This window comes from Leclercia sp. Marseille-Q4284 (genome assembly GCF_916618945.1).
GTDB lineage: Bacteria > Pseudomonadota > Gammaproteobacteria > Enterobacterales > Enterobacteriaceae > Enterobacter > Enterobacter tamurae.
Genome location: NZ_CAKAKG010000002.1, coordinates 339,865 through 357,077 on the forward strand (window position 1 = coordinate 339,865; position 17,213 = coordinate 357,077).

The following is a 17,213-nucleotide window of genomic DNA, read 5'->3' on the forward strand; positions in this document are numbered from 1 at the left end:
GCTGAATCATTGGGGCTATTAATGGAACACATTGTTTACGTCGTTGATGATGATCACGCTGTCAGGCGGTCCGTGGTCGGGCTGCTGGAGTCTGCCGGGCTGAACGCCCTCGATTTTTCTTCGGCAGAATCTTTTCTGCAACACACCTTTGAAGATGTGCCCTCCTGCGTGATCCTCGATATGCAGATGCCGACCATCAGCGGGTTTGAGGTGGCGGATGCCCTGAAGGCCGGTGGGCGCGAAATCCCAATTATCTACCTCACCGGGCACGGGACCATTCCCATGTCGGTGAAGGCGATGAAGGGTGGCGCATACGAATTTCTTACCAAACCGGTGGCGTCGAACGATCTGATCGACTCCATTGGTGCGGCGCTGAAGCTGGCGGAAGATAACGCCTCGCACCTGCGGGAGCAGTACTCCCTCAAGCAGCGCCATCTCTCCCTCACCCCGCGCGAGCAGCAGGTGTTACAGCTGGCGATCAGCGGCCTGCTGAACAAGCAGATTGCCGCCGAGCTGGGGGTGAGTGAAATCACCGTTAAAGTCCATCGTCGCCGGGTGATGGACAAGATGCAGGCCCGCTCGCTGGCGGATCTGGTCAGGGCCGCCGAGCGCCTGACCTGAAGCCTGCCGTCAGAGTAATTCCTCGCTCGCTGCCAGCGGCAGGGTAAAGGCGAAAATACAGCCGTGCGGCTCGCGATTGCGGGCCGTCAGCTTGCCCCGGTGCCGCTCGATAATGCTGTAGCTGATGGTCAGCCCCACCCCCATCCCCTGGGCTTTGGTGGAGTAGAACGAGTCAAAGATGCGCTCGCTCAGCCCCGGTCCGATGCCGGTGCCGCTGTCGGCAATTTCAAAGGTAATCCCCCCGCCCTCCGGGTTCGAGGTCGACAGCAGCAGAGTGCCGGGACGATCCTTGATCTCAGCCATCGCCTCCACGGCGTTCATCACCAGGTTCAGCAGCACCTGCTGGATCTGCACGCTGTCCCCCACGATAAAGCTGTCCGCCGCCGCCAGGGCATAGTTGACGCTGATGCGTCGCTGCTCCAGCTCGCTGCGCGACAGGGTGATGATGTGCCGCACCAGATGGTGCAGATCGATGCGGGCGAAAGCCGGGTCCTGCTTGCGGGTGAGAGATTGCAGGCTGCGGATGATCTCCCCTGCCCGCTCGCCCTCGGAGACGATCTCCTCCAGCCCGATGCGGGCCTTATCCAGCCGGGCCGGATCGCGGTTGAGCCAGCGCAGGCTGGCCCCGGCGTTGGCGACAATCGACATCAGCGGCTGGTTGATCTCATGGGCTATCGACGAGGTGAGCTGCCCGACGGTGGTGGCGCGCGCGACGCGGGCCAGCTCGGCCTGCGCCACCCGCATGGCGTCTTCCGCCGTCCGCTGGGTGGTGATGTCGGTGATGATGCCGTAATACTCGTTCACTTCGCTGCCCACCCCCACCGGATCGCCAATCCCCAGAATGGTGCGGGTAGCGCCGTCGGCACGGATGATGCGGAACTCGGCGCGCATGGTCAGGCCATCGCGCACGCTCTCGGTCACCAGGGTGCTGATGCGCGGATAGTCATCCTGATGCACAAACGTCAGGAACTCGGCCATCGAGATCATCTTCTGCTTTTCGGGCAGGCCGAGGATGCGGGCGTACTCTTCCGACATAAACATCAGATCCTGCTGCAGCTCCCAGCGCCAGCTACCGGTGTGGCTGATCTGCTCCCCGAGCATCAGCGAGGTCTGGCTGGCCCGCAGCTCTTTCTCAACCCGACGGCGCTGGAGGTTCTCTTCCAGCAGCTCGGCATACAGGCGGGCGGTCTCCAGCGAGATGGCGGCGTGTGCCCCCAGCAGGCTCACCACCCGGGAGTGTTCCACGGTAAAGACCTCCGGCATCAGACGGTTCTCCAGATAGAGCACCCCCACCAGCCGCGCCTGCTTGAACATCGGAACGCACATCACCGCCGCGCCGGAGGTCACCAGATACGGGTCCTGACTGAAGGGGTGGAACTCCTCCGGCTTGCCGGTGTGGATCTCCTGCCCGGTGCGGATCACCGCCGCCAGTACCGTCAGCGGCATGTCGGTGGCCAGAGGCACCTGTTTGCGGATCTGCACCCGCACCCCGTCGGTGGTGGTACTGGCGCTGGCCTCGATCTCCGGGATGTTGTTGTCATTCACCCGAATCAAAAAGCCGCGCTGGGCCCCGGCCCGCTCCAGCAGGATGGTCATCAGAGTTTCGATCAGCCGCTCGAGGTTGATCTCCTCCGACAGGGCGCGCGAGGCCTTGATCACGCTCTGCAGATCGCGAATCTCCTCGTTGCGGGCAAAGGTCACCGTGTCCCAGGCGTTGGCCTGACCAGGGGTCAGCAGGTAGGGGAAATCCCGCTCCAGCTGGCGCACTTTAGACTGCGCTCCGGCCCGGCCCCAGGCGGTCATCGCCCCGCGGAAATGGGCATCGGCGGCGGTGGTATAGCCGCAGGCGTGGGCGAAGCGTCCCGCCAGCTCGTGGGCCAGAGCATTAAAAGCGTTAAAGCCCCCCTCGCGCGACAGGCGCACCGCCTTCTCGTACTGCTCAAGGGCGATGCTGTTCATGCCGTCGAGCCGCACGATCTCGGCGTAGATCAGCGCCTCTTTATCAGCAAAGGTGCCGGGGTTGATCCGCGCCCAGAGCACGATTTTGTCGTAATGCAGGTGGATCTGACGGCGCAGATCGGCGGAAAAGGTCTCCGGGGTCAGCTGCTGGGAGAGCGTCAGGGCGCTGTAAAGATGGTAATCCATCAGATGAATATGGCCCGGCGCGGACCAGGCAAATCGCCCGGCCTGGGCGAGGTTATCGGCCGCCTGCGGAAACTCGCCGCAGGCGAAGTGGGCCATCCCGCGGTAGAGCCAGAACCAGAACAGCATGGTGGAGGTCTGCTCCGTGGCCTGCTCTGGCGCGGCAGGCAGCAGGGACTCCGGCAGCACGTCGATGGCGGTCCAGTGGCCGCTCACCGGGGTGCGCAGGTGCTCCACGTAGTGGCGCTGGATCATCAGGATCGCCTCCACGTCCTGGAAATGGGTTTTGCGCACAAAGGCCAGCCCGCGCTCAATGCTGGTCAACACCCCGTCGAGGTGATCGCCCCGGGTGAGGAAGTTGATCACCTGATGGCAGGCGGCAAAGCAGGCCATCGTCATGTCCCCGTGGGTCACGGCGGAGGTGAAGCAGGCTTTGGCGCACTCGATGGCCCAGGAGAGCGGCTGGGTCCAGACGCTGAGCTGATCCAGCGGCAGCAGGGTTTTGGCCTCAAAGGCGTCGAAGCCGTGGCGGTTGACCAGATCCCGCGCCAGGATGCCGTACTGGAACCCGAGACGATACTCGGCGTAACGGTGACCAATCAGCACCCCGAACCAGGCGATCGCCGGGGCGGAGGCACCGGTAATGCCGTGATCGAGGGTCAGGTGCATCATCCGGCACAGCAGAACGAAATGCAGACGCGAGCGGGTAAAGCTGGCGAACACGCAGGCGCTGTTGAGCAGATTCATCACCGCTTCGGTGTCGCCGTCGTTCATCAGCGGCAGCCCGGCAAAGTGGCCCTGCGGGTTATCGCCGACGCGGTTGCACAGGCTGTGCCAGGCCTCGTCGCACTCGGCGGCTTCCGGGTAGCGGCTGACGTGAATGCCAAACACCGCCAGCCAGCTCAGGGTCGCCTCCAGCGCCAGCCGGTTGTCGGACTGGCGCATATAAACTTCGGCCAGCAGGTTGGCCGCCCGCGCTTTTTCCGCCAGCCCGCCGGGGGAGTTGAGAATGCGGTCGCACAGCTGACGAGTGCTGTCGAGATTGCCCAGCGCGAACTGGCACCCGGCCTCCTCGCTGTCCAGGGTGAAGTCGCTGGCGCTCTCCGGCAGCGCACCGGCGTTGCCCAGCGCGCGGGCGGTCTGGATATAGCTCAGGGCCGAGAGGTAATCCCCCGAGCGGCGGGCGCGGCGGGCCGCCAGCAGGCTTAGCTCGCGGAACATCTCCCGCTGGGGCGCAGGCTGAATACAGTCCAGCGCCGCCGTGACGTGATGCACGGCGCGGAACAGGATCTCGTTGCCCGCCGCCTGACGGGCCGACTCCGCCAGCAGGCTGGCGGTGGTAAGGTGCAGACGGCTGCGCTCGGCATTATCCAGCAGGGCGAAAGCCGCCTCCTGCACCCGGTCGTGGGTAAAAGCATAGCTGCCGTCGCTGAGGGTCAGCAGCTGCGCCGTCACCGCCGGGTGCAGGGCATAGCGGATCTCCGGCACCGACATCGCCACCACGCGGCAGACCATCTCCAGCTCGCCGCTGCCGCCGAGACAGGCGATGCTGCCCAACAGCCGCCGGGTCTCTTCCGGCATCTCCTCCAGCTGCTGCAGCACCAGGGTGACCACGTTTTCGGTGTAGTGCCGGATGCGGATGGCGTGCAGATCGTAGTGCCACTTATCCTGATATTTATTGTGCGTCACCAGCCCGTCATCAACGATGCGGCGGAAGAACTCATGCACAAACAGCGGGTTGCCGCCGGTTTTTTCGTGGATCAGCCCGGCCAGATCGGCGGTGTTCGCCGAGCGGGTATGGAAGATGCTCGCCAGCCAGCGCGATACCGCCTTCACCGACAGCGGCTCCGGGCGCAGCTCGGTGGTATTGCGCGAAGCCCGGTGCAGGCTGGCCAGCTGATTGTGCAGGACATTGTCCGGCAGCGAGCAGGCATCCCGGTGCGCCACCACCATCAGCAGCGGCACGGTGCCGCCATGGGTCAGCAGATACTCGAGAATTTGCAGGCTGGCGGGGTCGATCCAGTGGATATCGTCCAGCAGCAGCACCAGCGGGCTGCCCGCGCTGGCGAAGGTGTTGACCAGGGCCAGCACCATGTGGCTGAAGCGCGCCCGGGCATCGATGGAGAAAGTGTCGCTGGAGAAGCGCGGTTTGCTCTCCAGCAGCAGCCGCAGCTCCGGCACCAGGCTGACGGCTAAGGCTTCGTAGCCCTCCAGCTCGCGCGACAGACGGACCTTCCACTGGGCCACCTCCTCCGCCGACAGCCCCAGCAGATGCAGCACCAGGGTACGAAACGCCGAGGTCAGCGCCGCATAGGGCAGCGTGGGGGAAAACTGATCCACCTTGCCCACCGCCAGCAGCACGCTGCGGTGCTGCAACGCTTTCAGCCCGGAGGCGATCAGCGAGGATTTGCCGATCCCCGACGGGCCGCTGATGGCCACAAATCCGGCGAGCTTATCGCGGCTCACCCGGTCAAAGGCGTGGATCAGATCCGCCGCCTGGGGATGGGCGGTGTAAAGGGTGTCGGTGAGATGAAATGCCGGAGAGCGATCCTGCAGGCCAGGGGGAAAGACGGCAATCTCCCCGTCGTCGCTGAGGGTGGCCTGGCAGCGGCGCAGGTCGGCAATCAGGCCGTCGACGGTCTGGTAGCGATTTTCCGGTTTTTTTGCCAGCAGCTTGAGAACGATGGCCGACAGCATGGCGGGCACGCCGGGGTACACCGCGTCGGGAGAGCGCGGTTCGGAGGCGATGTGATAGTGCGCCCACTTGCCCTGATCCTCGCCGCTCAGTTCAAACGGCAGGCTGCCGGTGAGCAGTTCGTAGAACACCACCCCCAGGCTGTAGAGATCGCTGCGGCTGTCCACCGCCCGATGGGTGCGAGTGGTGTGCTCCGGCGACATGTAGGCGGGCGTGCCGCCGATGGTCGTCAGCCGCGCCTGCTGTAGCTCTTCTGAGGTGCCGGACGACAGGCCAAAGCCTCCCAGCCGACAGCTGTTGTCATCGTGAATAAAGATATTGCCGGGCTTGATATCCCCGTGCACCAGGTTGCGCAGGTGCATCAGGCGTAAAGGCAGGCTGATGCGGATCGCCAGATCGAGAAAGCTCTGGATACAGGCTATCGGCGCGCCGACAATCCTGGTTAGCAGCACAAATGAAAAGGGGGCATAAACCAGTGCAAAGCGCCCGTGGTACTGCGTGCTGGCCACCGGGCGGATAGCCCAGTCGTCGCTCAGGTACTCCCGCAGGGCAAACTCGTTGCGCAGCAGGCGCGTTGCGCTGGCCTCTTCTTCATCGCTCACCCCGGTGGCGATGATAAACGACCCGCCGGAGCTGGGCAGGCGGGCATTCAGCCAGCAGAGGCTCCCCTCCTGCCCCAGCGGGGTAAAAATGACGTCTTCTTTAAGCACAAAAGCCCGCCCTTCGGATAAATTTCCGGGGGCGGGCCAGAGTGCAGGCAGCGATGTATTGTTCATCCACGTTCCTTATTGTTCTTCATTAATGGTTCGCGTGGGGCGGTTTGCAGGTGTTGTCAGGTGGTGAGGGCGCGCTGAATGTGCGCCAGCAGCACATCGACATTAATCGGCTTGCGCAAAAAAGCAACGGCGCCGTGATCAACAGCGTAGCGCTGGATATTGTCATCCGCATGACCGGAGATAAAAATAAGCGGGGGCGGCGAAGTGGCGATAAGGCGCAGTTTGTCGAACATCTCCAGCCCGGTCATCCCTCGCAGGCGGATGTCGACAATCACCAGCGCCGCGTCTGTCAGCGCGGTGGGGTGGCTGAGAAAACACTCCGCCGAGTCGAAGGCTTCCGTTGCGTACCCCTCCGACTGCAGCAGGTTGCTTAACCCGCTGCGAACAGACCGTTCATCATCAATGATGGCTATGCGCTGCGGCATGCTCTCTTTCCTCAAACGAAACGTGATTAACCCTCGCTACCGTCACCGGGACGGGGTGGAGGCGGAGTGCCGCTGATTTTGGGGACGCACTCATGGCGAAACCAGCTCATCGTCAGCTGACGGCTGAACAGGCGGCGGCCAATCGGGATCAGCTGTTCCCCCACCAGCATGCCAAACAGCCCTAACAGGGCGACAACGGGTGGCGCGGGCGAGTGTACATCAATTGCGGCATAAATCACCCCTGCCAGAATTCCACAGCTCAGCGAAACGACCCAGGCTTTCATGACGAGGCTCCTGTGGAGAGGGTGACGGGCGCTTTTTGCGCGGTGTCATCAGCATGCAGAAAATGGCGGGTGGCCTGTTCGCCTGCCAGCATCCCCAGCAGGCCAATCAGCGCCAGCGCAGGCGGTGCGGGGGAACGGACTTTCAGCAACGCGTACAGCAGGCCGATTAACACGCCTGCCGCAAGGGAAATTAACCCAGTACTCATGGTGGACTCCAGAGAGGTCAGCGGCAGGCCGGATGAGGGCCCAGCCTGCCGCTGAAAACTTAGCGAACCGGAGCCGGGACTGGCGCCAGGGTTTCGTGCTCGCTCTTCTGGCGAGATGGGGCTTTGTGCACCATGGTGTAGGCGTAATCCACGCCCATGCCGTAGGCGCCGGAGTGCTCACGCACGATATCCATCACCGCGTTGTAGGTCTCTTTGTGCGCCCAGTCACGCTGCCACTCCAGCAATACCTGCTGCCAGGTAACCGGGATCACGCCAGCCTGGATCATGCGCTGCATCGCGAAGTCGTGGGCCTCTTTCGAGGTGCCGCCGGACGCGTCCGCCACCATGTAGATCTCGTAGTCGCCTTCCAGCATTGCGCACAGGGCGAAGGTGTTGTTGCACACTTCAGTCCACAGGCCGGAAACCACCACTTTCTTTTTGCCGTTAGCTTTCAGGGCGTCACGCACTTTCTGGTCATCCCAGGAGTTCATGGAGGTACGCTCAAGAATGTCTTTCCCCGGGAAGACGTCCAGCAGTTCCGGGAAGGTGTTGCCGGAGAAGCTCTGGGTTTCAACAGTGGTGATGATGGTTGGGATGTTGAACACGTTGGCCGCTTTCGCCAGCCCTACCACGTTGTTTTTCAGCACCTGACGGTCGATAGACTGCACGCCAAACGCCATCTGCGGCTGCTGGTCGATGAAGATCATCTGACAGTTATCCGGGGTTAACACTTCGAGTTTTGAGTTAGACATAATGGTATCCAGTGAGGTGAACAGGTGAAATCCGTCGCACGACGCGGCGACGATGCGATACCTGTATCCTGGATGACTCTCCGCGCTGGCGTAATTATCTCTTTGTATAATTAACCTTTCGTATAGTTATACGCAGGTATAGTTATACTTTGGTATAGCTATCCCATTGTATAACTGGTTTTTTCCGGTAACCGGTTCCAATAATCCTGACATTTCCCCTCTCAGTCAGGAGCAGTTATGACTTCCTCTGCTAAAGCAGATTTGATTCTGGTGAATGGCCAGTTTCATACCGTCGATCGTGAAAACCCGCTTGCCGAAGCCGTGGCCGTGCGCGACGGCAAATTCCTTGAAGTGGGCACCGTTGCGGAAGTAATGCAGTACCACGACGACGCCACCAAAGTGGTGGATCTCAAAGGCCACACCGCTATTCCCGGCCTGAACGACTCGCACCTGCACCTGATCCGCGGCGGGCTGAACTACAACCTCGAACTGCGCTGGGAAGGCGTGCCGTCGCTGGCCGACGCCCTGCGGATGCTGAAAGAGCAGGCTCTGCGCACCCCGTCCCCGCAGTGGGTGCGCGTGGTGGGCGGCTGGAACGAGTTCCAGTTTGCCGAGCGCCGGATGCCGACCCTGGACGAGATCAACGCCGCCGCGCCGGATACCCCGGTATTTATTTTGCACCTGTACGATCGCGCCCTGCTCAACCGCGCGGCGCTGAAGGTGGTGGGTTACACCAAAGATACGCCGAACCCACCGGGGGGTGAGATCCAGCACGACGCCAACGGCAACCCGACCGGGATGCTGATCGCCCGTCCGAACGCCATGATCCTCTACGCCACCCTTGCCAAAGGGCCAAAACTGCCGCTGGAACAGCAGGTGAACTCCACCCGCCAGTTTATGCGCGAGCTGAACCGTCTGGGATTGACCAGCGCCATTGATGCGGGCGGCGGTTTCCAGAACTACCCGGAAGACTATGAGGTGATCGCCGAGCTGCACGAGAAAAAGCAGATGACGATCCGCATCGCCTACAACCTGTTTACCCAGCGTCCCGGCCACGAGCTGGAAGATTTCGAGAAGTGGACCGATATGCTCAAGCCGGGCCAGGGCACCGACTTCTTCCGCCATAACGGCGCGGGCGAAATGCTGGTCTTCTCCGCTGCCGACTTCGAAGATTTCCTCGAGCCGCGCCCGGATCTGGCCCCTGGCATGGAGGACGAGCTGGAGCGCGTGGTGCGCCATCTGGTGGAGCACCGCTGGCCGTTCCGCCTGCACGCCACCTACGATGAGTCCATCAGCCGCATGCTGGACGTCTTCGAGAAAGTTAACCGCGAGATCCCCTTCGACGGCCTGCACTGGTTCTTCGACCACGCCGAGACCGTCACCCAGCGCAACATCGACCGCATCAAGGCCCTCGGCGGCGGCATCGCCGTGCAGCACCGCATGGCTTTCCAGGGCGAGTACTTCGCCGAGCGTTACGGGATGGAAGCGGTGCGCCACACGCCACCGGTCACCCGGATGCTGGAGACCGGCGTGCCGGTAGGGCTGGGCACCGACGCCACCCGCGTGGCGAGCTACAACCCGTGGACCGCGCTCTACTGGCTGGTCTCCGGCCGCACCGTGGGCGGGATGCAGATGTACGATCACAGCGCCCGTCTGGATCGCGACACTGCCCTGATGCTCTGGACCCAGGGCAGCGCGTGGTTCTCCAACGAGCAGAGCCAGAAAGGCCAGATCAAAAAAGGCCAGCTCGCGGATCTTGCGGTGCTGAGCAAAGACTTCTTCCGCGTGCCGGAAGAGGAGATCAAAGGCATCGAGTCGGTGCTGACGGTGGTGGATGGCAACATCGTCTACGCCGCAGGCAGCTTCGGCCCGCTGGCCCCGCCATCCATCCCGGTATTACCGGAGTGGTCGCCGGTGGTCAAAGTGCCAGGTCACTACCGCAGCGCGCCACCACAGGCCACCCGCGTGGGAATGCAGGCTGTGCACCACTGCAGCGGCCCGTGCGGGGTGCATAACCACGGGCATGATTTCGCCCGCAGCGCAGAGATGCCGGTGTCCGACGATAACGCCTTCTGGGGAGCGCTGGGCTGCAGCTGCTTCGCGTTTTAATCATGATGAACTCACACACACAGACCCTGCCCCGGATTGACCTGGGGCTGTTCTTCCTGCGCATCACCGGCAGCCTGCTGCTGTTGTACGTGCATGGCCTGCCGAAGGTGCTGCATTTCAGCGAAGAACTGACGCGGATCGAAGATCCCTTTGGCTTCGGGCCGTATTTCAGCCTGATCCCGGCGATCGTCGCCGAAGTGATCTGCCCGATCCTGATCCTGTTCGGCGTGGCGACCCGGCTGGCCTGCGTGCCGATCATCGCCGTGCTGCTGGTGGCGATGCTGGTGGTGCATCCGGGCTGGTCGATTGCTGAAGGCCAGTTTGGCTGGCTGCTGCTGATCATCTTTACGACGCTGGCGATCACCGGCCCCGGCGCGTGGCGGGTACGCTCGCGTGTCACGGAGAGATTCGCATGACCCAGATTACCGACGCGCATGTGGAACATCCGCCTGCCCCGACGATGTCCACCTGGCAGCCGCTGCACCAGCGGGTATTCCGCATGCTGTGGATCGCCACGGTGGTCTCCAACGTTGGCTCCTGGATGAGCGACGTGGGGGTCAACTGGAGCATGCTGACGCTGAGCGCCGATCCGCTGGATATCGCCCTGGTGCAGGCGGCGAGCAGCCTGCCGATGTTCCTCTTCGCCCTGCCTTCCGGGGTGATGGCGGACATCGTCGACCGGCGTAAGTACCTGCTCTTCTCCCAGCTGTGGATGTTTATTGCCGCCGCAGGGCTGGCGGTTCTGAGCTTTACCGGGCAGGTCACGCCGACGGTGCTGCTGGGCGCGGCGTTTCTGCTGAGCGTCGGCAGCGCCATGAGTTCGCCGCCGTTCCAGGCGGTGGTCCCGGATCTGGTGAGCAAGGCGGAGCTGGGCCCGGCGGTAGCGCTGAACTCGCTCGGGGTGAACATCAGTCGCGCCATCGGCCCGGCGCTGGGGGGCTTTTTACTCTCGCTGGCCGGGCCGTGGATGGTGTTTATGCTCAACGCCCTGTCGGTGCTGGGCGTGGCCTGGGTGCTGTGGCGCTGGAAGCCTGCGGCATCCGTGCAGCGCCTGCCGCCGGAGCACTTCTTCTCGGCGGTGCGTGCCGGGGTGCGCTACGTCCACGCTGCCCCGGTGCTGCGTAACGTCTTGATCCGCACCGTGGCGTTCTTCGTCTTCGCCAGCGCGGGCTGGGCGTTGCTGCCGCTGGTGGCGCGTCGGGAACTGGGCCTTGGCCCGGCGGGGTACGGCACGATGCTGGCCTGCATCGGGCTCGGCGCGATTGCCGGAGCGGTGCTGCTGCCGCGTCTGCGCCAGCGCCTGAACGCCGACCAGTTGATGGTGGCGGCAAGCCTGGTCTTCGCCCTCACCATGCTGGCTCTGGCCTTTGTGCGCCACTTCTGGCTGCTGAACCTGTTTGAGTTCTTTACCGGCTTTGCGTGGATCGCGGTGCTCTCCACCCTCAACCTGGGGGCGCAGCGCAGCGCCGCACGCTGGGTAAAAGCCCGCGCGCTGGCGGTCTATCTGACGGTCTTCTTCGGCTCGATGACCGCGGGCAGCGCCATCTGGGGACAGATTGCCTCGCACGTTAACACCGCCACGTCACTCTGTGTGGCGACGATCGGGATGCTGCTGGCCAGCACCACGGCGCTGCGCTGGAAGCTGGAGAAAGATCCCAACCTGAACCTCGACACCAGCGGCCTGATTGCCGACGACGCGCGGGAGAGCATCCCCAACGAGCGCGGCCCGGTTCTGGTCTCCTGTGAGTATCTGATTGATCCTGAAGCGGTAAGCGATTTCCTGCAGGCCGTCCATGAGCTGCGCCGGGTGCGCCGCCGCGCGGGCGCCATCAGCTGGGCGGTGTATGAAGATATCGACCAGCCGGGTCTCTATATCGAGACCTTCCTGATGGGATCCTGGGTTGAACACCTGCGCCTGCAGGAGCGTCACACCATGAATGACCACCTGCTGCAAAGCCGCGTGCTGGCTTTTCATCAGGGCGATGCACCCCCGGCGACCCGTTATCTGGTGGCGCCGGTTTAAAACCTAAAACAACTTTTTGAGGAAGAGACTATGGCGACGATTAAAGCGAAAGATGGTACTCAGATTTACTACAAAGACTGGGGTGCAGGTAAACCGGTTCTGTTCAGCCACGGCTGGCCGCTGGATGCCGACATGTGGGACAGCCAGCTTAACTATCTGGCTGAGCGCGGTTTCCGGGCCATCGCCTTCGATCGCCGCGGCTTTGGCCGTTCGGATCAGCCGTGGAATGGCTATGACTATGACACCTTTGCGTCCGACATCAACGACCTGATCACCACGCTGGATCTGCGCGACGTGACGCTGGTGGGCTTCTCGATGGGCGGCGGCGACGTGAGCCGTTATATCGGCACCTACGGCACCGAGCGCGTGGCGGGCCTGGCGCTGCTGGGTGCGGTAACGCCGATCTTTGGCAAATCCGACTCTTACCCGCAGGGCGTGGATCAGTCTGTTTTCGCCGGTATTCGTGACGGACTGCTGAAAGATCGCGCCCAGTTCATCAGCGATTTCGCCACCCCGTTCTACGGCCTCAACGCCGGGCAAAACGTCTCTGAAGGCGGCCTGACCCAGACTCTGAACATCGCCCTGCTGGCGTCGCTGAAAGGCACCCTCGACTGCGTGACCGCTTTCGCCGAAACCGACTTCCGCCCGGATATGGCGAAAGTCGACGTGCCGACGCTGGTGATCCACGGCAGCAACGACCAGATCGTACCGTTCGAAACCACCGGCAAAGTGGCGGCGGAGCTGATTAGCAAGGCGGAACTGAAGGTGTATGACAATGCACCGCACGGCTTTGCGCTGACCCATCAGGACCAGTTGAACGAAGATCTGCTGACGTTTGTGAAGTCGCTGTAAGGCGTTGCCCGGGGAGCGTGAGCTCCCCGGTTATCTTTTTTCCCGTCGTGTTCACACTCGTCGTTGCCGACAATACTTTTCCTCCCCTTCTCGCCTTACACTCAACTCACTGAATACATTGCCCGGAAGGTGAGATGAACAGCACTGTCTTTGACGCATTCCGTTGCCTGAATCTGCTGGCAACAGGGAGTCGTGCTTTTGGTATTCGTGAGATTGGCCGTGAGATGGGGCTGGATCCGGCGAAAGTCTCCCGCCTGATGCAAACGCTACTGGCGCTGGAGATGGTGCAGCAGGACGCCAGGCGCAAGTACAGCCTGGGGATGGGCATCCATCGTCTCTCGGCGAACGCGATCCATAATTCGGCGTTTTATACCGCCGTGCTGGAGATGCTGGAGGAGACCGGCAGCCACTCGGTGTCGATTGTCGTGGGGGTGTTAAGCGGCAAAAACGTGGTCTATCTCATTCATACCCGCGGCGGCAAAAGCATCGCCAGAGCCATCGGAAACTACGAATCTTTTCCGGTGCATGACTCGGTGATTGGCATCAAACTGCTGTCGGCCATGAGTGACGAAGAGATCGTGGCGCGCCTCGGCGTACACGATTATCAACTGCTTAAACGCGATATCGAAGAGGCCCGGCGCCATCAGGTGTTTGGTAAAACCTTTAACGAAACGGATTACCGGATGGCCTGCATTATTCCGGGAATGCAGGCCGCCATCGCCCTGTCGAACATCCAGGGCGATAAGCTGGACATCGACAAACTACGCCATTTTCTGATCTCTGCCGCGCGCAAAATCAGCGGCGCCGCGCTCCCGCCCCTCTAGCAGTTGCACGCAGCGCTCCGCCGTGGCGGCGACCGGCTGCCCGGGGCGATAGAGCGCACTGCCGATCCCCACGCTGTCGTAGTAGCGCAGGTAATCGGCGGCGTTATTGACGTCCACGCCCCCCACCGCCGAAAAGCGCACCGGCGCTGACAGCGGGCCCTTGATCAGTTGCGGATAGTTTTCCGGTAGGGCGCTGGCCGGGAAAATCTTCAGCACGTCGGCCCCCGCCTCGCAGGCGCTGAAAATCTCGCTGGGCGTCATCACCCCGGCGCACACCCCCAGCCCCTGGCTTTTTGCCGCGTGGATCACCCGCAGATCGAGGTTGGGGGTGAGGATAAATTGCCCCCCGGCGGCGGCGCAGATCGCGACATGCTCTGGCGTTAACACTGTGCCAGCGCCCACCGTCACCCCATCGCCAAAGGCATCACGCAGCCGTCGCAGGCTGGTGATCCACTCCGGTGAGTTGGTGGTGATCTCAATAGTGGTGATGCCATGATCGCGCAGGCAGGCCGCCTGCTCCACGCAATCGGCAGGGGTGATGCCACGTAAAATCGCAATAATCCCGGCGCTAACCATCATGTCGAAATACCTCATTGAGCCCGGCAATCAGCGCGGTTTCCGCCTCGAGGGTGGAACAGGGCAGCCCGATTTGCTCGCAGGCCTGCTGGTAGAGGGGAAGCAAGGCACGGCTGCCGATAAAACAGACGCGCGCATTCCCCGGGTGACCGCGCAGGATCTCGTGTCCGATCAGCAGGCCAGAGAGCCAGCTTGCGGCGCTGGCCGGGTCGAGATCCCCCAGAATGTATCGCCCCCGGCAGCGGAACAGCTCGCTCACCAGCTCGCCCTGCCCGGCCTCGACCGATTGCGCCACGGCGACGCCCTCGCTGAAGGCGCTGGCGGAGGTCACCTGAGGGGGGAGCCCTTTACCCACCACCGAATGATTTAACACCAGGTGATAGAGCTCGCCGGTCATCAGGGTGCGCAGGCCCGTCACGCGCTGCTGCTGGCGGTCAATGGTCATCCATTTGCTGTGGGTGCCCACGGCGGCAAAGGTGCAGGCGTCCGTCAGGGCGATGGCCCCGGCTAACTGCATCTCTTCGCCACGGCAGACTTCGTTAGCCCGCGGATCGCAGATACCGGGTCGCAAGGTCAGCGGGTTGCTGAGGATACCGGGCAAGTCGCGGCCCTTACCCAGCAGGTCGCGGAAGCTCAGCGGCAACGCCATGTAGCCCGCATCGGCAATACCAATATTGCTGCCAATCATGCCGCACAGCAGCATGGGCAGATGCGGGTCCCAGGCCTCTTCCAGCCGCAGCAACTGCTTACGCAGGATCGACGGCAATTCAGCGCGCTCGCAGCTCGCCACGCCGCAGGTCTCCTGCACGGTGCGGATCACCTGGCCGTCGCGCACGCTTATCGCCCGAAAATTGCTGGTCCCCCAGTCAACGGCAATGTAATTCATACCCGCGCTCCAGACACCGCCAGCGGCAGCGCGTCGGTGAGATCCTGCAACTCGTCGCGGGTGACCGCGTCCAGCCGTTTGGCCGGTTCGCGCACCACGTCGGTGGTGAAGATCCCCGCCCGGTGCAGCACGGTTTTGTGGATCGCCACGCCGATGCCCGGCTGCACGCCATAGCGCAGGAAGGGAAGATAGCGGTAAAAGAGCGACTGCGCTTCCCGCGGGTTATGCTGCCAGGCCTGCAAAATCATGTTGATGACGTCCGGGAATTCGCAGGCGGGCATGGTGCCGATCACCCCGCGGCGTAGCTCTTCGTAGAGAAAACCGGCGTTCAGGCCGCCGAACAGCCCGACGCTGTCGCCCAGCGCCTGCTTCAGGGCGGTGATTTTCAGCGTGGTGGGCGGTTGCTCCACTTTGATGTACTTGATAGCCGGAAACGACTGGCACAGCGTGACCAGCGTGGCCACCGGGATGTTTACCCCGGTCATCAGCGGCGCGTCCTGAATCATGATGTCGATATCGCAGGCCGCGCAGATCTCCCGGTAAAAATTAACGATCTCCTCCGGGCCAGGTTTCACCACCGACGGCGGATTGACCATCGCCACCTGCGCCCCCCAGCGCTGTATCCGGGCGATATCTTCTATCGCCACCGCAGAGGCGGCTCCCCCGGCGGCGGCCACCAGCGGCAGATCGCCGGTGAGGTTTTTCACGCAGGCGAACAGCGCCTCTTTTTCGCCCAGGGTCAGGGCATAGCCTTCAGAGGCATTGCCGAACAGCGCCAGGCCATCGATGCCCTGTTGCAGGAGGAATTTCACCAGCCGCTCAATCGAGGCGAAATCCACTTCGCCCTCTGCATCAAACGCGGTGGCCAGAATCGGTACGTTGCCTTTTAACATGTTGCCTCCATGACGGCGTCTTCATTGATTTCAATACCCAGCCCCGGCCCCTGCGGCAGCTGATACGCCCCCTGCTGGCAGATGAGCGGCGTGGTGAGAAGTTGGTTGGCAATCTCAAAGACCGGAGGCTGATACTCCAGCATGTAGAGATTGGGGATGGCGGCGGCGACGTGCAGCGACGCGGCGATACAGGGCGCAAGACCGACGCTGAGATGCGGGGCGACCTTCAGGTTCCAGGTCTCCGCCAGCGAGGCGATGTGCATCAGCTCGCTGATGCCGGTGCGGCCCACGTCCGGCTGTAGAATGTCCGCCGCCCGCTGCTCGATAAAGGGTTTGAACTGGTAGCGGGTGCGCTCGGTTTCGCCCAGCGCAATCGCCACCGGGCTTTTGGCCCGCAGCTCACGGTGCCCTGCCACATCTTCCGGCAACAATGGCGCTTCGAGAAAACCGACGCCGAATTCGCGCAACGCCGTCGCCAGCTCGGCGGCTTCTGCCACGCTGTAATTCCAGTGGGCATCGAGGAAGATTTGCGCCTCTTCGCCCAGGGTTTCACGTATGGCCTTCACGTTGGCAATGTCTTCCCGCACGCCGTAGCCCAGCGCCAGCTTGACGGCATTAAAGCCCTTCTCCTGCCAGCGTTTCGCCAGCTGACAACGGGCGGGCAGGTCCGGCTCGGGTAGCCCGGAAACATAACAGGGGATCGTCTGGCGATAAGCGCCACCAAGCAGTTGCCACACCGGCTGGTCGAGCAGCTTGCCTTTGAGATCCCACAGAGCGATATCCACGGCGGCAAGGGCATCGATATGGTAGCCGGTGATATGGCCGCGATCGCGCATGGCATCGTACATGCGGGCGTTCAGCACCCCGCTTGAAAAAGGCGATTGCCCGATCAGCAGCGGAGCAAAAAGTTGGGTGATAAGTTCCGCGATCACCTGCGGAACCACCGGGGCCAGCGCCTCTCCCCACCCGACGCAGCCGTCGTCGGTGGTAATTTTGACCAGGCAGGTCTCCATTTTGCGCGAGTAGACGCAGCGGTACTCCGGGCGATAGTAGTAATCGCTGTCGTGCCCCTCAACGCTCCCCCCGAGATAGGCCTGCTTTGGGGTAATCTTCAGCGGAAAACATTCAACGTGACGTATTTTCATAACA

15 protein-coding genes are annotated in these 17,213 nt (G+C 62.6%); 6 read left to right on the top strand and 9 right to left on the bottom strand.

Going from position 1 to position 17,213, the window contains the following annotated elements; translation table 11 throughout:
* The first annotated feature begins 21 nt into the window (after positions 1-21).
* Positions 22-621 (top strand): response regulator transcription factor, encoded by a 600-nt coding sequence (locus LG383_RS16350; protein ID WP_106995642.1) that lies wholly within the window; start codon positions 22-24, stop codon positions 619-621.
* A 9-nt stretch (positions 622-630) separates the two neighbouring features.
* Here the strand turns inward: LG383_RS16350 and LG383_RS16355 are convergent, their stop codons facing one another.
* The 5 genes from LG383_RS16355 to LG383_RS16375 are packed head-to-tail and all read right to left on the bottom strand — an operon-like array spanning position 631 to position 7,901.
* Positions 631-6,234 (bottom strand): AAA family ATPase, encoded by a 5,604-nt coding sequence (locus LG383_RS16355; RefSeq protein ID WP_225759682.1) that lies wholly within the window; start codon positions 6,232-6,234, stop codon positions 631-633.
* A gap of 56 nt (positions 6,235-6,290) precedes the next feature.
* Positions 6,291-6,659: a response regulator transcription factor gene (locus LG383_RS16360; RefSeq protein WP_225759683.1), complete on the bottom strand. Its 369-nt coding sequence runs from the start codon at positions 6,657-6,659 to the stop codon at positions 6,291-6,293.
* Between the two features lie 26 nt (positions 6,660-6,685).
* Complete coding sequence (locus tag LG383_RS16365) at positions 6,686-6,943, bottom strand: DUF1427 family protein (RefSeq protein WP_225759684.1); 258 nt, start codon at positions 6,941-6,943, stop codon at positions 6,686-6,688.
* Positions 6,940-7,149 carry a DUF1427 family protein gene (locus LG383_RS16370; RefSeq protein ID WP_032616311.1) on the bottom strand — a complete coding sequence of 70 codons (210 nt, stop codon included), beginning with the start codon at positions 7,147-7,149 and terminating at the stop codon, positions 6,940-6,942. The genes LG383_RS16365 and LG383_RS16370 overlap by 4 nt, the downstream gene beginning before the upstream one ends.
* A gap of 59 nt (positions 7,150-7,208) precedes the next feature.
* Positions 7,209-7,901, bottom strand: a complete 693-nt coding sequence (locus LG383_RS16375) for a hydrolase (RefSeq protein ID WP_106995638.1) — start codon at positions 7,899-7,901, stop codon at positions 7,209-7,211.
* A gap of 237 nt (positions 7,902-8,138) precedes the next feature.
* Between LG383_RS16375 and LG383_RS16380 the strand changes: the two genes are divergently transcribed.
* The 5 genes from LG383_RS16380 (at position 8,139) to LG383_RS16400 (ending at position 13,709) form a co-directional block, all read left to right on the top strand.
* Positions 8,139-10,010: an amidohydrolase gene (locus tag LG383_RS16380; protein WP_225759685.1), complete on the top strand. Its 1,872-nt coding sequence runs from the start codon at positions 8,139-8,141 to the stop codon at positions 10,008-10,010.
* Between the two features lie 5 nt (positions 10,011-10,015).
* Positions 10,016-10,426, top strand: a complete 411-nt coding sequence (locus LG383_RS16385; RefSeq protein WP_370635197.1) for a DoxX family protein — start codon at positions 10,016-10,018, stop codon at positions 10,424-10,426.
* Positions 10,423-12,033 (top strand): MFS transporter, encoded by a 1,611-nt coding sequence (locus LG383_RS16390; RefSeq protein ID WP_225759686.1) that lies wholly within the window; start codon positions 10,423-10,425, stop codon positions 12,031-12,033. Before LG383_RS16385 ends, LG383_RS16390 begins: the two co-directional genes overlap by 4 nt.
* Before the next feature lie 30 nt (positions 12,034-12,063).
* Positions 12,064-12,885, top strand: coding sequence for an alpha/beta fold hydrolase (locus LG383_RS16395; protein ID WP_166181463.1), 822 nt, complete (start codon positions 12,064-12,066; stop codon positions 12,883-12,885).
* A 134-nt stretch (positions 12,886-13,019) separates the two neighbouring features.
* Positions 13,020-13,709: a helix-turn-helix domain-containing protein gene (locus LG383_RS16400; protein ID WP_225759687.1), complete on the top strand. Its 690-nt coding sequence runs from the start codon at positions 13,020-13,022 to the stop codon at positions 13,707-13,709.
* Here LG383_RS16400 and LG383_RS16405 read toward each other — a convergent pair.
* From LG383_RS16405 to LG383_RS16420, 4 genes are read right to left on the bottom strand one after another with little or no spacing between them, the layout of a single operon-like run.
* The gene (locus LG383_RS16405) at positions 13,647-14,288 is read right to left on the bottom strand and encodes a 2-dehydro-3-deoxyphosphogluconate aldolase (protein WP_225759688.1); all 642 of its coding nucleotides are present in this window, start codon (positions 14,286-14,288) and stop codon (positions 13,647-13,649) included. The genes LG383_RS16400 and LG383_RS16405 overlap by 63 nt on opposite strands.
* Positions 14,278-15,171 (bottom strand): 2-dehydro-3-deoxygalactonokinase, encoded by an 894-nt coding sequence (locus LG383_RS16410; protein WP_225759689.1) that lies wholly within the window; start codon positions 15,169-15,171, stop codon positions 14,278-14,280. Before LG383_RS16410 ends, LG383_RS16405 begins: the two co-directional genes overlap by 11 nt.
* Complete coding sequence (locus LG383_RS16415) at positions 15,168-16,064, bottom strand: dihydrodipicolinate synthase family protein (protein WP_225759690.1); 897 nt, start codon at positions 16,062-16,064, stop codon at positions 15,168-15,170. Before LG383_RS16415 ends, LG383_RS16410 begins: the two co-directional genes overlap by 4 nt.
* The gene (locus tag LG383_RS16420) at positions 16,058-17,209 is read right to left on the bottom strand and encodes a mandelate racemase/muconate lactonizing enzyme family protein (RefSeq protein ID WP_225759691.1); all 1,152 of its coding nucleotides are present in this window, start codon (positions 17,207-17,209) and stop codon (positions 16,058-16,060) included. Before LG383_RS16420 ends, LG383_RS16415 begins: the two co-directional genes overlap by 7 nt.
* Positions 17,210-17,213 lie beyond the last annotated feature (4 nt).